This is a genomic window from Flavobacterium sp. LK-23, assembly GCF_058135255.1.
On sequence record NZ_JBYUVT010000005.1, the window covers coordinates 98,768 to 114,249 of the forward strand.

Here is a 15,482-nt window from a genome sequence, read left to right on the forward strand (position 1 = left end):
GTTAAACCGTAGCAGCAACTTCTTCTGGCAACGGAATTTGATTTTTAAGTAAATCTTCAAATGTTTCAGCTTGGCGAATCAAGATTCCTTGTCCGTTCATCCAAAGAACTTCGGCCGGTTTGTATCTTGAATTGTAGTTGGATGACATTGAGAAACAATATGCTCCTGCATTTCTGAAAGATAAAATGTCTCCTTCAGTAATTTCCTGAATTCTGCGGTTGTTTGCAAAAGTATCTGTTTCGCAAATGTAACCTACAACAGAATAGAAACGCTCTTTTCCTTTTGGGTTTGAGATGTTTTCAATATGGTGTGAAGATCCGTATAACATTGGACGAATTAAGTGGTTGAAACCACTGTCAACTCCAGCGAAAACTGTTGATGTTGTTTGTTTTACTACGTTTACTTTTACTAAGAAATGACCTGCTTCACTTACCAAGAATTTTCCTGGTTCGAAAATCAAGGTTAAATCTCTACCGTATTCTGTACAGAAAGCATTGAATCTTTTAGATAATTTTTTACCTAATTCTTCGATGTCTGTTTCGATATCGTCTTTTTTGTAAGGCACTTTGAATCCGCTTCCGAAATCTAAGAATTGTAAATCTTTGAAATGTTTTGCTGTATCGAACAAGATTTCAGCAGCATACAAGAATACTTCGATATCTAAAATATCAGATCCTGTGTGCATGTGAATACCTACGATGCTCATTTTTGTGTTTTCAACAATTCGCAAAATATGCGGAATCTGGTGAACAGAAATTCCGAATTTACTATCGATATGTCCAACAGAAATGTTAGCGTTTCCGCCCGCCATTACGTGTGGATTGATACGAATACATACCGGAATATGTGGATGTTTTGTTCCGAATTGTTCCAGAATAGATAAATTGTCGATATTGATTTGTACACCCATTGCGGCAACTTCTTCGATTTCTTCTAGAGAAACGCCGTTTGGTGTAAAGAAAATTCTTTCGGGTTCATAGCCAGCATGAAGTCCTAACTGAACTTCCTGAATTGATACAGTGTCTAAACCAGACCCCATGTTCTTTAATAACTGTAGAATCGCAACGTTTGACAATGCCTTCATGGCGTAATTAACTCTTAAGTTTTCTACCTTAGAGAAAGCTTTAGTTAATCTGTTGTACTGAAATTGGATTTTTTCAGCATCGTAAACATACAATGGACTGCCAAATTGGTCTGCTAACTGCAGTAAATCTTTTGCTTGCATTTTTAAATCATTTTGGGCAAAGTTATTACACTTTTATCTATCAGCAAATAATTTGTAGAAAAATAACAAATTATAACAAATTGTTTTATTTCAAACAAAAAGTTGCTGTTTTTGAGATTTTATAACCTTTTTAAAGGTGCTAAGGTTCTAGGATGCTAAGTTACTAAGTTTTTTTGTCTCGAATTCGCGAATTAACTTATTCTTAAATGCTGTTGAAATTGTTTTTTGCCACTGATTGCACTGATTAGATGGATTTTTATTCCAATTTTTTAAAAGAAGCCAAATGTTTGGATTTAGCCCCGATTACTTCACTAAAAATATATTTTGATTTGTGTTCAGTGAACTTCGTTTGAGGCGGTATCCTCGCAGTGGAACGGAGAGATATAGCCGAAAGCGGGAACCATGTTTATTAAAATGCCTATTGTGATGCTTTAAAATGAGAAAATTTTTCCGCCACGAATTCACGAATTTTTGACTAATTCTAAAATGCTGTTGAATTGTTTTGTCATGAATTTCACGAATTAAGAGAAATTAAAAAAATAGAAATTCGTGAAATTTAAAGGAAAGAATAGTTTTTAACATCATATATGAATTAGAGTAATTCGTGAATTGCTTCGCCTGTTCGCTATCGCTCGGGTCGTGGCGAAAAAAATTATAGCAAAAACAAAACCCCTGAATTATTAATTCAAGGGTTTGTTAGTAGTATGTGTTGTATTTTTATTCGGTTTTTATAGGCTAGGAAGATCTCCTTTTCCTTTAGTAGGCAAGTTGGTAGAGCCCATTAAGAACAAATCTACTTCTCTTGCTGCTTCGCGACCTTCTGAAATAGCCCACACGATTAATGATTGTCCTCTTCTCATATCACCAGCAGTGAAAATGTGAGGAACGTTTGTCTGATAGTTATGCGCTTTATAGTTGCTTCTCATATCAGTTTCGATGCCTAATTGTTCGCTTAATGTTTTCTCTGGACCTGTAAATCCAAGAGCTAATAAAGCTAAATCGCAAGGCCAGATTTTCTCAGAACCTTCTTTTTCGATTAGTTCTGGACGCTGACCAGGAGTCATTTTCCATTGCACTTCAACTGTTTTTAATCCAGTTAATTCGCCTTTATCGTTAGAAATGAATTCTTTAGTATTAATCAACCAGTTTCTGTCGCAACCTTCTTCGTGAGAAGAAGATGTTTTAAGCTGCAACGGCCAGAAAGGCCAAGGAGTTGACTCGCTTCTTCCAACTGGAGGTTTTGGTAAAATCTCAAAGTTAGTTACCGATTTAGCTCCGTGTCTGTTTGAAGTTCCAATACAGTCAGAACCAGTATCTCCACCACCAATTACGATTACATCTTTACCAGTTGCTTTAACCTGATCTGGAATTGATTCTCCGTATAAAACTTTAGTCTGTTGTGTTAAGAAATCCATTGCCTGAACAACGCCTTTGCTTTCGATTCCTTTAGTTGGCAAGCTTCTTCTTTCAGTTGCTCCTCCGCATAAAACGATAGAATCAAATTGGTTTAATTCTTCAACACTGAAGTTTACACCAACGTTTACGTTAGTTTTGAAAGTGATTCCTTCTGCTTCAAGAATTGCTACACGGCGATCAATAATTCCTTTTTCTAATTTGAAATTAGGAATTCCGTAACGTAATAAACCTCCAATAGCGTTGTCTCTTTCAAAAACAGTAACCGTGTGACCAGCTCTGTTTAATTGCTGAGCCGCTGCAAGACCTGCAGGTCCAGAACCGATAACAGCAACTGTTTTTCCAGTTCTTGTTTTTGGTGCTTGTGGTTTAATCCATCCTTCAGCAAAACCTCTTTCTACGATGCTTTTTTCGATGTTTTCGATAGAAACTGGATCTTTGATGATTCCTAATACACATGATTTCTCACATGGAGCAGGGCATAAGCGTCCTGTAAATTCAGGGAAGTTATTAGTAGATTGTAAAATCTCTAACGCGCTTTGCCATTCTTCCTGATGCACCATGTCGTTGAAGTCAGGAATTAAATTTCCTAACGGACAACCACTGTGGCAAAAAGGAATTCCACAGTCCATACATCTTGATCCTTGTTCTTTTAATTTATCTTTTGGTACCGGAATAGTAAATTCGTTGTAGTTAGAAACACGTTCTGCTACTGCTAAATTACTTTCATCGGCTCTGTTATATTCTTTAAATCCGCCTATTTTACCCATGACATTTTAATTAAATCTAAATGATTAAAATTCCAATTCTTAAATTCCAAATTCCAATTTTTTTAACCGCAAAGAGCGCAAAGGCTTTTTTAAATTCTTTGAGAGTTTTAAGTTCTCAAAGCTTTGAGGTTGATTTCAATCTAAAATCTAAAATCTGAATTCTAAAATCATTTATCCCGCTATTAATTCTTCTATTTTTTTCTCTTCTGCAATTCTTTGTAATGCTTTTTTGTAATCAGTTGGCATTACTTTTACGAAGTGCTGTTGTTGGTTTTCCCAGTCTGCTAAAATTCTTTTTGCTAATGGGCTGCTTGTATACAATGAATGATTTTTGATCAGTTTTCTTAGTTTCGTAAGATCTTCTTCTTCTAAAGGATCGAATGCAACCATTTCCATGTTACAAACTGTAGAATCGAATTTCTTATTTGGATCGTAAACATAAGCTACACCACCGCTCATACCAGCTGCGAAGTTTCTTCCTGTTTTTCCTAAAACTACTACTGTACCACCAGTCATGTACTCGCAACCGTGATCTCCAATTCCTTCAACAACTGCTGTTGCTCCAGAATTTCTAACACAGAAACGCTCTCCGGCAATTCCATTAATATAAGCCTCTCCGGTAATAGCTCCGTAAAGGGCAACGTTTCCGATAATGATATTGTCTTCAGGTTTGAAAGTTGCAGTAGGAGGTACTTTTACAATTAATTTTCCTCCAGAAAGACCTTTTCCTAAATAATCATTACAGTTTCCGTGAATTTTAAACGACAATCCGTTTGTTGCAAAAGCACCAAAACTTTGTCCAGCAGAACCTTCAAAATCAACTAAAATAGTGTCATCAGGTAATCCTTGTGCGCCATAAATTTTTGAGATTTCGTTACTCAAAATAGCACCTACAGAACGGTCTGTATTTTTAATTTTAAATGTTACTCTTGTTTTCTCTTTTCTATAGATAGACGGAATAGCTTCTTTGATGATATCAAAATCCAATACATTTTCAAGTTGGTGATCTTGTGTAGTTGTATTGTGAATTGGTTCTGTTTTTGCTTTTTCCGGTTTGTATAGAATTGTAGACAAGTCTAAACCATTTGCTTTGTAATGTTTGATGGCTTTGTTCACATTTAATTTTTGTGATTGGCCTACCATTTCTTTTAACGTTCTGAAACCTAACTGCGCCATGATTTCTCTTAACTCTTCAGCAATAAAATACATGAAGTTGATTACGTGCTCTGGAGTTCCTTTGAAATTTTTTCTCAATTCAGGATCCTGAGTTGCAATACCAACTGGGCAAGTATTTAAGTGACAAGCTCTCATCATGATACATCCAGAAGCTACAAGCGGTGCAGTTGCGAAACCGAATTCCTCAGCTCCTAATAAAGCAGCGATGGCAACGTCACGACCTGTTTTTAACTGTCCGTCACACTCAAGAACTACACGGCTTCTTAAATCGTTTAAGATCAAAGTCTGCTGAGCTTCAGCCAAACCAAGTTCCCACGGAATACCTGTGTGCTGTAAAGATGTTAATGGTGCGGCTCCCGTTCCTCCGTCATAACCAGAAATTAAGATAACGTCTGCTTTTGCTTTGGCAACACCGGCAGCGATGGTTCCAACTCCAACTTCAGAAACTAATTTTACGTTAATACGAGCTTCACGGTTTGCGTTTTTCAAATCGTAAATCAACTGAGATAAATCCTCAATTGAGTAAATATCGTGGTGAGGAGGAGGCGAAATCAAACCTACATAAGGTGTAGAGTTTCTAGTTTCAGCAATCCAAGGCACTACTTTTTCTCCAGGTAACTGACCACCTTCTCCAGGTTTTGCTCCCTGAGCCATTTTGATTTGAATCTCTTTAGCATTTGTCAAATAGTTGATCGAAACACCAAAACGTCCCGAAGCAACTTGTTTGATAGCAGAGTTTCTAGAATCTCCGTTAATTTCTTTCTGGAAACGTTTTGGATCTTCTCCACCTTCTCCAGAGTTACTTTTTCCGCCAATTCTGTTCATTGCAATCGCTAAATTCTCGTGTGCTTCTCTAGAAATAGATCCGTAAGACATGGCACCCGTTTTGAATTTCTTTACAATTTCTGTCCAAGGCTCTACTTCATCAATAGAAATTGGATCTAAGTTGTTGAATTCAAATAAACCTCTAATAGTCATTAAGTTTGAGCTTTGCTCGTTTACTGCATTAGAGTATTCTTTATAACTTTCTGGGCTGTTTAAACGAACCGCTTGTTGTAATTTAGAAATAGTGGTTGGGTTAAACATGTGTTTTTCTCCACCACGTCTCCATCTGTAAATACCTCCAATTTCAAGAGAAAGCAAACTAGCAACTTTTGAATTTGGGAAAGCTTTTTGGAAACGTTTTTTAACCTCTTTCTCCACTTCCATTAAACCAATACCTTCAATTCTTGATGGAGTGTAAGGGAAGTATTTCGAAGTAAATGTTTTGTTTAAACCTAAAATCTCGAAAATCTGAGCAGCTCTGTATGAATGTAAAGTAGAGATACCAATTTTGTTCATGATTTTCACGATTCCTTTTGCAATCGCTTTGTTGTAGTTTACAACAGCATAATCAGCTTTTACTTTTGTGATGAAACCTTTTTCAACTTGATCGTGAATGATTTCGTTTACCATGTAAGGGTTGATTGCACTTGCACCATATCCGAACAATAAAGCAAAATGATGAGGTTCTCTAGGTTCAGCAGATTCGATGATGATTCCGAATTTAGAACGAACTTGTAAAATGTTTAATGAGTGGTGAATATAAGAACAAGCCAATAACATTGGAATTGGAGCTAATTCTTCGCTTACGCCTCTATCTGATAAGATAATGATGTTGCATCCTTCTTCAACCGCTTTAAAAGTTGCCTGAACACATTTTTCAAGCGCACGTTCTAAACCGTTAACTCCTTTTTCTATTTTGTATAAAGTAGAAATAGTAGCCGATTTGAAATCTGGGTGATCGATATTTCTAATTTTATCCAAATCCTCATTCGAAACGACTGGATTTTGGATTTTTAATTTTTTACATTGTTTCGATTCAATTTCGAAAATATTGAAATCTCCACCAATCGCTAAACTAATATCAGTAATGATTTCTTCACGAATACCATCCAACGGCGGGTTTGTAACCTGAGCAAACAATTGTTTGAAGTAATTGTACAGCAACTGAGGCTGATCTGAAAGAACTGCCAAAGGTGTATCATTACCCATAGAACTAATTGCTTCAGCTCCGTCGCTACCCATTGGGTTAATGATTGTTTTTAAATCTTCAATAGTATAACCAAACAAACGCTGTCTTGTTAAGAAATCTAATTTTTCAACAGGAGTAGGGTTGTTGGTGTAAGGAACGCTAGCCAATGGCAATAAGTTTTCATCAACCCATTGTTTGTATGGACGTTTTGTAACGATCGCTTTTTTAACTTCTTCGTCTTCGATGATACGTCCTTCATTCATATCAACTAAGAACATTTTTCCTGGCTCTAAACGACCGTGTTGAATTACATCTTCTGGATCAATGTCTAATACACCAATTTCAGATGACATAATTACGAATCCGCTATGTGTTAAAGTATAACGAGACGGACGCAATCCGTTTCTGTCTAGTAAAGCTCCAATTACATTACCATCTGTAAAAGGAATAGAAGCAGGACCATCCCAAGGCTCCATGATACAAGCGTTGAACTCGTAGAATGCTCTTTTTTCAGCAGACATTGTCTGGTGTTTTTCCCAAGCTTCAGGAACAACCATCATCATTGCTTCTGGCAATGAACGACCTGTCATTAATAAAAGTTCAATTACCATATCCATAGAAGCAGAATCTGATTTTCCTTCTAAGATAATTGGAAATAATTTTTTAATGTCTTCGCCAAAAACTTTGCTCTGCATAAGCTCTTCACGAGCACGCATACGGCTTACGTTTCCACGAAGTGTATTGATCTCACCATTATGACACATGTATCTAAACGGTTGAGCTAAGTCCCAAGATGGGAATGTATTGGTAGAGAAACGTTGGTGTACAAGCGCTAAACGAGTCACCAAGTCTGGATCTTTCAAATCTATATAATAACGGCTGATGTCTTCTGGCATCAATAGACCTTTATATATTATAGTAGTTGTCGATAAACTAGTAAAATAAAACATGTGGCTTTCAGAAGTTTTTGATCCTCTTACGGCATGTTCAGCAATTTTTCTAGCTGCAAAAAGTTTTGCATTAAATTCTTGTTCAGTTAAATCTTGTCCGTTTTTAGAAACGAAAACTTGTTTAACAGTTGGTTCTTTTTCTGCGGCAATTTTACCTAGATTTTCAACGTCAACGGGTACATCTCTCCAACCTAAAACTTTTAAGTTTTGGTCTTTGATTGTAGCTTCAAATGCATTAATACAAAAAGAAACCTGGTTTTTGCTTTTTGGTAAAAAAACCATTCCTACTGCATACTCACGCGCTTCTGGGATTTCAAAGTCACAAACTTTCTTAAAAAAATCATGAGGAATGTCGAATAAAATTCCGGCTCCGTCACCAGTTCTTCCATCAGAACTAACGGCACCACGATGTTCTAATTTAATTAAGATGTCTAATGCTTTGTGAATAATATCATTTGACTTAATACCATTCAAATTACAAATAAATCCTGCACCACAATTGTCGTGTTCAAATTCAGGCAGATAAAGCCCTTGTTCTTTAACTCTCATTCTTGATATTTTTTTTACAAAAATAAAGATTTCGTTAAACATAATGTAGTGAATTAGTGCTTTTGCTTTCATTTTTGCTGTAATATTAGAAAAAGCATTCTTAATTATTAATATTATGATATTAAGCATCCCGAATTGCTAAAAATATAATTACTCTTAAAATATATTAGGAAAAATCGTCGGTAGGCCAATAAAACCAATGAATTTTTTGTTAAATATCAAACGTTTTATGCGAATTGTGTTAACATTAACAAATTGTTCCGTTAACGATTTGTTTGCTTTGAAGAATTATCAACTGCTAATACCTATATATAACATTTATTTAATTGAAAAAGATTTTACTATTAAGTTGTATTTTGTTACTTTTGTCGCACTTTTATTCTGAAATAAATTCAGAACCAGACAAATTCTATATTATGAACATACACGAATATCAAGGAAAAGAAATTTTAGCGAGTTACGGAGTACGCGTACAACGCGGAATTGTGGCTAACAATGCGGTTGAAGCTGTAGCTGCTGCAAAACAATTAACTGCCGAAACTGGTACAGGATGGCATGTAATAAAAGCACAAATTCACGCAGGTGGTCGTGGAAAAGGTGGTGGAGTTAAGCTGGCAAAAAACTTACAACAAGTTGAAGAGTTAGCAGAACAAATCATCGGAATGCAGTTGATTACACCTCAGACTCCGCCTGAAGGTAAAAAAGTAAACAAAATATTAGTTGCAGAAGATGTTTACTATCCAGGTGAAAGCGAAACTTCTGAATTCTATGTTTCTGTTTTATTGAATAGAGGTACAGGACGCAACATGATTATGTATTCTACTGAAGGTGGAATGGATATCGAAGAAGTTGCTGAGCATACTCCACACTTAATCTTTACTGAAGAAATCGATCCATCTGTTGGATTACAAGGTTTCCAAGCTAGAAGAATTGCCTTCAACTTAGGTCTTTCTGGAAATGCTTTCAAAGAAATGGTTAAATTCATCGATGCACTTTACAATGCTTACATTGGTTCTGATGCTTCTATGTTTGAAATCAACCCAGTTTTAAAAACTTCTGATAACAAAATCTTAGCTGTTGATGCTAAAGTTAACATCGACGATAACGCTTTATACAGACAACCTAAATATGCTGAAATGAGAGATATCCGTGAGGAGAATCCAATCGAAGTTGAAGCTAAAGAAGTTGGTTTGAACTATGTTGACCTTGACGGTACTGTAGGATGTATGGTAAACGGAGCTGGTCTTGCAATGGCAACTATGGATTTAATTAAATATGCTGGTTTTGAGCCTGCTAACTTCCTTGACGTAGGAGGAACTGCTGATGCAAAACGTGTTGAAACAGCTTTCAGAATTATCTTGAAAGATCCAAACGTAAAAGCTATCTTAATTAACATCTTCGGAGGAATCGTTCGTTGTGACCGTGTTGCTCAAGGTGTTGTTGATGCTTACAAAAACATGGGAGACGCTATTAAAGTGCCAATTATCGTTCGTTTGCAAGGAACAAATGCTGAAATTGCAAAAGAATTAATTGACAACTCTGGTATGCCAATCTTATCTGCAGTTCAATTCCAAGAAGCTGCTGACCAAGTTAAAGCTGCTCTTTCTTAATTAAATAAGAAATCAATTTATATAGAAATCCATTCCGAAAGGAGTGGATTTTTTTGTGATTTAACCGCAAAGCACGCAAGGATTCTATCCTGCAAAACTTAATACAAACGCAAAGTTCGCAAAGCTATATGGATAAAGCTTTGCGAACTTTGCGTTTATGTAGATTCTTATATGTAAAAATCCTTGCGTGCTTTGCGGTTTAAAAAACACTATTTCAAAACAGTCGCCAAATCCACAATTTCAAATTCTGGATCATGTGTTATAAATTCTCTTATCAATGCAGCATGACCAGCTCCAACTAAAATCATTATTTTGTTATCTGTGCTTTCAGTTAGTTTCTGAATTAAAGAATACATATATAAGTTTCTTTTGTACCAATTTGAAACTAAATGCGCTCCTGTAAAATCATCTGGATTTCCAGCTCTATTGGCTACTTCCAAATACCATTGGATATTGCTATTTTCGGTTTCTTTTTTATTGTAATGTAGCATGAGTTCTTGTAACGAGCTTTTTGCTATTCTTTCATTATGATCTTTTTCATTTCTTTTTTTCCACTCATTATTTCTTTTCAATAAATCCTGTTGGTTTGCTTTTTCCATTGACATCATTAAACTGTCATAACGAAAAGAAGTATAGAGATTCATTCCGTATAATTTTTTATGATTCAGTTTTTTAGCCGTCCGAAGTGCCAGTTGTGTTATTTCGTTTTTGTTAGTTTTAAAAAGACTGTCGGTATTTTTATTGTAAAATTTGTCTAAATCGGCCTGTTCGTTAAATTCCCATTCTACAAATATTTTATCAGGACCAAATTTTTTGATTTTGTCACTCATTATTTCGAGTTCTTTTTGGCTTTTCTCAGACAAGATATCAAAACTGTTTAGTTTAGCAACATCAAGACCAGGATTGGCGTAATGAAATGTTCCAACCAATAATATCTGCTTTTTCTTAGTTTGAGCAGATGCCATGTTAAATGTTATAAGAGCTAGTAATAGAATAATTTTTTGCATGATTTTTTGTTTTTATGGATAATGTATATCGTAGAGGCACACTGCAGTCTACGCAAAGTTTAATGATATGGTTAAAAAAGTATTATTTCAAAACAGTCGATAATTCTACGATTTCAAATTCTGGGTCATGTGCTAGAAATTCTCTTAGCATTGCAGCGTGTCCGGCTCCAAGTAAAACCATGATTTTATTATCTGAGCTTTCGGTTAATTTCTGAACTAAAGAATACATGTATAAGTTTCTTTTGTACCAATTTGAAACTAAAGAAGCACCAGTAAAATCATCTGGATTTCCAGCTCTGTTTGCTACTTCCAAATACCATTGGATGTTATCTTCATTAGACGCTTTTTCATTGTAGTAAAGCATAAGATCTGTTAAAGAACTTTTAGCCATTCTTTCGTTATTATCTTTTACAAACCTTTCTGTTGACTCCGTATTTTTTTTCATTAAATCCTTCTGATTTGCTTTTTCCATTGACATCATCAAGCTATCATAAGGAAAACGGGTACGATAATCAATTCCATACATCTTTTTATGATTCAGTTTTTTAGCTGTACGTAATGCTAATTGAGTAATTTCATTTAGATCTTTTTTAAGTAAACTGTCGGTGTTTTTACTGTAATACTTGTCTAACTCAGCTTGTTTGCTAAATTTCCATTCTACAAATATTTTATCTGGTCCAAATTTCTTGATTTTGTCACTCATAATTTCGAGCTCTTTTTGGCTTTTCTCAGACATTACATTAAAAGTTTTTACTTTAGCAACATCAAGACCAGGATTGGCGTAATGAAAAGTTCCAATTAATAAAATTTGTTTTTTCTTAGTTTGAGCAGAAGTTAAGTTTAATGTAATAATTGCGAGTAATAAAATGATTTTGTGCATGACGTTTTGTTTTTAAATTCATGACAAATGTATTCCGTCTTTTCACCTTTATTTTTTGTTTTTGATGAACCTAGGATTTCATTTTATAAACACCTGAAATTTGCAGAGTAATAATTTCGTGTAACGTTTTTGATAGTTCATCCCTAAAAAAGCATGTTTTAAATAAATGTCATTTTCGATTGCAGGCTTAATTGTATTTTTGAGCCAATTATCATAAAACTATGAAATCAAGAATCCCTTTTTACTATCACATTGTCTTTTTCTTATTATTATTTCTAACGTATATTTTCTGGGATATTGGACTTAATGATCAAAAAATAGAAATTGTAATAAAAGCAATATGTTATGGAATTACGCCAACTCATTTGTTAGCAATATTTTGTATTTACATTCTCAATTTTTATTACTTCTGTGAATGGTTTTTAAACAGGAAGAAACTAGTTTTTTATATTCTGACAATTCCAGTTTCGTTACTGCTTTTTGCAGCTGTTCGCTATTTTTTGCAAGAAGTGGTTATGTTTAATATTACCGGAATGCACAACTACTACGAAGAAGCCAGAGAAATAGGTTATTACATAAAAGACAATTTTTTCTTCGGATTACCAGCTGTACTTTTAAGCGCACTGACTTTTTTATTTTGGCAGTTTCATACTACGCAACATCAAAATCAGGAATTGCTTCTGGAGAATAAAAAAGCAGAGTTTCAAATGTTGAAAGCACAAGTTAGCCCTCATTTTTTGTTTAATACGCTGAATTCTTTTTATAGCCAGTTGGTTTTAAAGGAAGATGAAATGGCTGATGATATTTTGGTTCTTTCTGATTTACTTCGATATGTTATAACAGAAACAGACAAAGATGAAGCGATCCTTTCAAAAGAAATTCAATTCATTCAAAACTATATTCATTTGCAAAAGAAAAGATTTGAAGATCAGTTGTTTTTAGATTTTTCGGTTGAGGGAAATTATTCAAACGAAAAAATCATTTCGTCGGCTTTGGTTCACTTTGTTGAGAATGTTTTCAAGCATGGAAAATTTAATAATGAAGACGAAAAAGCCATTATTTCTATTCGAATAAAGGACGATTTTCTAGAAATTTCAACTTTCAATTATTTCATTGAAGGAGAAAATTATTCTTCAACAGGAATTGGTTTTGATAATTTGACAAAAAGGCTGGAATACACTTATAAAGGTCAATTTATTCTGGAAAAAACAGAAGAAAATAATATCTTTAAAACTTACTTAAAAATACCGCTAAAGAAATAATTTATGACTTTTAAATGCATAATTGTCGACGACGAACCGCCTGCAACTCGAATATTGGAAAATTACATCGGAAAAGTGAATTTTCTGGAGAAGGTTGGCGTTTTTAATGATTCGTTAAAAGCATTAGAATTTCTAAACTCACAATCTGTAGATGTTATTTTTTTAGATATTCAAATGCCTCAATTAACAGGTTTACAGATTTCTAAAATTATTTCTAAAGATATAAAAGTCATTTTTACAACGGCTTATCCAGATTTTGCTTTAGAAGGATTTGAGTTGAATGCAGTCGATTATTTATTAAAACCAATTGCATTCGAACGTTTTTATCAAGCTGTTTCTAAATTAAACTCTGAACCGAAAATAGAAGTTTCGAGCACCAGTAACAGCACCGTACCAGATTTTTTATTTATAAAAACAGATGGGAAAAATAAATTTCAGAAAGTATTTTTGAACGAAGTTTTATACGTAGAAAGTTTACAGAATTATGTTTGCATTCATACTGTAAAGCAACAGATTATAACGCATTCATCTTTGAAAAATGTTATTGAATCATTACCAGAAAATGACTTTATTCAGATTCATAAATCGTATGTGGTTTCATTGCAGCATATAGAATCGACAGATAATTTTTCGGTTTTTATAAATGGAAAAGAATTGCCAATTGGAGCTACTTTTAAAGATGCTTTTTTTGATAAAATAGAAGAGAATAAAATTTGATTTTTTTTAACCGCAAAGTCCGCAAGGATTTTTGACTAAGTATTGTGAATACAAACGCAAAGTTCGCTAAGCTAAATCAATAAAATTTTACGAGTTTTTATTTCAGCATAGCCCGTGGTTTCAACCACGGGGACGCAACGTATATCATAAAATGTATTTCTGGGCGTTCCAGCGGTTGAAACCGCTGGCTATATTTGAGAGTCAGACCGTAATTAGAATCTATTTCAAACGCAAAGTTCGCAAAGCTTTGTGAATAAAACTTTGCGAACTTTGCGTAAATCTTAGCGTTCTTTGCGGTTAAATCCTCAATTACGATTTTTTCTTATTGCCGTTTTTGAAAACTACTTTTTCTACCACAACTGGTTTTCCATTTCCTTTTGGGAATGCTTTCTTTTTAGGTTTTCCAGCTGATGAACCTGACTTTGATGAACTTTGATCACCTCTGTATTTTTCTGAATCTTTTGGAGCAGCTTTAAATTCTGGTCTTTCTTTAGAAGTTTCCTTCTTTGGAATTTCAGATTTATGTTTTGCTAAAACATCAGTAGGGTTTTTAGGATTTTCTTTAGTTCCTCTTAAATGAATAACCAATCCGTTTAAGAAGTTTCTTAAAACCTGATCGCCACATTCCATGTAATTTGGATGATCTTCTGCTCTAAAAAAAGCGCCCAATTCTGATTTTGAAATTCTAAAATCTACTAATTCTAAAATTTCAATTATTTGGTCATCACGGAGCATCAAAGCCACGCGAAGTTTTTTAAGTATATCGTTATTTGTCATAATTTTTGTTTCATGTTTAAAGTTTCAAGTTTTCAAATCTTTACTTGAATCTAAAACTCATTATTTACTTTTTGCAAAGGTAGTTTTTTAAAATGATTAAAAACGAGAATTAAAATCATTTAAAACGTTTACAATTTTATCTAAGTCTTCTTCGAGATGATTGGCTGTAATTACAATTCGATTTAATGGTTCGGATTCTTTTGTGTATCTAAAACTCGCAATAATGATCTTTTCTTGTTTTAGTTTTTCAACTAATTCATTCGATAAAAGATAAATTAAAGGATAATTTTTATCAAATAGTATATTGCTGTTTCTTATTAAAATAGAATCGATATAGCTCAAATTATCTTTCAGTTTTTGATGCTGTATTTTATAAATTTCAGAAGCATCAAAGAGTGTTTGTACAAAAGCGGGATTCATTCCTGCGGCGCTTGTAAAAGTTTCAATTTCTTTTATTTCTTTGATGAATTCCGAATCTGAAGCAATCACTCCGCCTGTCAATCCGAAAGCTTTTCCTAGAGACGAAACTAGGATTTTTCTTTTAATTGGAAAATCAATTGAGGAATAGATTCCAGAACCATTTTTGCCAATAATTCCCAACGAATGTGATTCATCAACAACCAAGGTAATTTCTTTATGATTTGAAATCTGTTTTAAGAAAGATAAATCAACAGGTTTGGTTTGGAAGGAAGGAACGCCATCGGTCAAAATGGTTATTTTTTCTGATTTAGGATCTAATAAGCGCTCATTCAATTTTTCATTTATAAAAACAGGAAAACTATTCTCAATTTGAATAGCCGAATGAATTTCGTTTAAATGATAAAAGCAATCGGTTTGCTTTTTCAATTTTTCTAGAACCAATTTCCCAGCCAACATTCCAGAAGAAACGGTTACAGCATCTTCAGAACCAATATGTTGAATTAAAAAATTTTCGCCAGCAATATAAGCGCTCAATTTAATATTCGCAGTTCTCGAACTTCCGTAAGTTGTTCCCCATTTTAAAATGTTCTGAACTACTAAATCTTGAAATTTCTTGTTTGTTGGAAGTCCCAAATAGGCTGTTCCTCCAAAATACAGATACTGTTTTTGGTCAATTTCAATGATTCGATCTGGAAATTTTTCGACTATCATT

General features: G+C 34.0%; 9 protein-coding genes and 1 pseudogene. 3 read left to right on the plus strand and 7 right to left on the minus strand.

What is annotated here, in order from left to right; genetic code table 11:
• Window position 1: 1 nt before the first annotated feature.
• The 3 genes and pseudogenes from lysA to gltB all read right to left on the minus strand — a co-directional run.
• A pseudogene (lysA, locus tag AC3Y25_RS09765) lies at window positions 2-1,228 on the minus strand (diaminopimelate decarboxylase); the annotation flags it as partial.
• A gap of 725 nt (window positions 1,229-1,953) precedes the next feature.
• Complete coding sequence (locus AC3Y25_RS09770; protein ID WP_012024227.1) at window positions 1,954-3,408, minus strand: glutamate synthase subunit beta; 1,455 nt, start codon at window positions 3,406-3,408, stop codon at window positions 1,954-1,956.
• Between the two features lie 171 nt (window positions 3,409-3,579).
• Complete coding sequence (gene gltB / locus AC3Y25_RS09775) at window positions 3,580-8,097, minus strand: glutamate synthase large subunit (RefSeq protein ID WP_489902614.1); 4,518 nt, start codon at window positions 8,095-8,097, stop codon at window positions 3,580-3,582.
• A gap of 416 nt (window positions 8,098-8,513) precedes the next feature.
• Between gltB and sucC the strand changes: the two genes are divergently transcribed.
• Window positions 8,514-9,707, plus strand: a complete 1,194-nt coding sequence (gene sucC, locus AC3Y25_RS09780; RefSeq protein WP_095931350.1) for an ADP-forming succinate--CoA ligase subunit beta — start codon at window positions 8,514-8,516, stop codon at window positions 9,705-9,707.
• A gap of 209 nt (window positions 9,708-9,916) precedes the next feature.
• Here the strand turns inward: sucC and AC3Y25_RS09785 are convergent, their stop codons facing one another.
• Window positions 9,917-10,714 (minus strand): DUF5694 domain-containing protein, encoded by a 798-nt coding sequence (locus AC3Y25_RS09785; RefSeq protein ID WP_489902615.1) that lies wholly within the window; start codon window positions 10,712-10,714, stop codon window positions 9,917-9,919.
• 82 nt (window positions 10,715-10,796) lie between these two features.
• Window positions 10,797-11,594 (minus strand): DUF5694 domain-containing protein, encoded by a 798-nt coding sequence (locus AC3Y25_RS09790; protein WP_489902616.1) that lies wholly within the window; start codon window positions 11,592-11,594, stop codon window positions 10,797-10,799.
• Window positions 11,595-11,815: 221 nt separating this feature from the next.
• Between AC3Y25_RS09790 and AC3Y25_RS09795 the strand changes: the two genes are divergently transcribed.
• Entirely contained in the window at window positions 11,816-12,856 is a 1,041-nt protein-coding gene (locus tag AC3Y25_RS09795; RefSeq protein WP_320493913.1) for a sensor histidine kinase, read from the plus strand.
• A 3-nt stretch (window positions 12,857-12,859) separates the two neighbouring features.
• Window positions 12,860-13,573 carry a LytR/AlgR family response regulator transcription factor gene (locus AC3Y25_RS09800; protein WP_489902617.1) on the plus strand — a complete coding sequence of 238 codons (714 nt, stop codon included), beginning with the start codon at window positions 12,860-12,862 and terminating at the stop codon, window positions 13,571-13,573.
• 309 nt (window positions 13,574-13,882) lie between these two features.
• Here the strand turns inward: AC3Y25_RS09800 and AC3Y25_RS09805 are convergent, their stop codons facing one another.
• Together AC3Y25_RS09805 and AC3Y25_RS09810 are read right to left on the minus strand one after the other, a co-directional pair.
• Entirely contained in the window at window positions 13,883-14,350 is a 468-nt protein-coding gene (locus AC3Y25_RS09805) for a DUF1456 family protein (protein ID WP_489902618.1), read from the minus strand.
• A 96-nt stretch (window positions 14,351-14,446) separates the two neighbouring features.
• On the minus strand, window positions 14,447-15,481 hold the full coding sequence (locus tag AC3Y25_RS09810; protein WP_489902619.1) for an aminotransferase class I/II-fold pyridoxal phosphate-dependent enzyme: 1,035 nt from the start codon (window positions 15,479-15,481) through the stop codon (window positions 14,447-14,449).
• Window position 15,482: the final 1 nt, after the last annotated feature.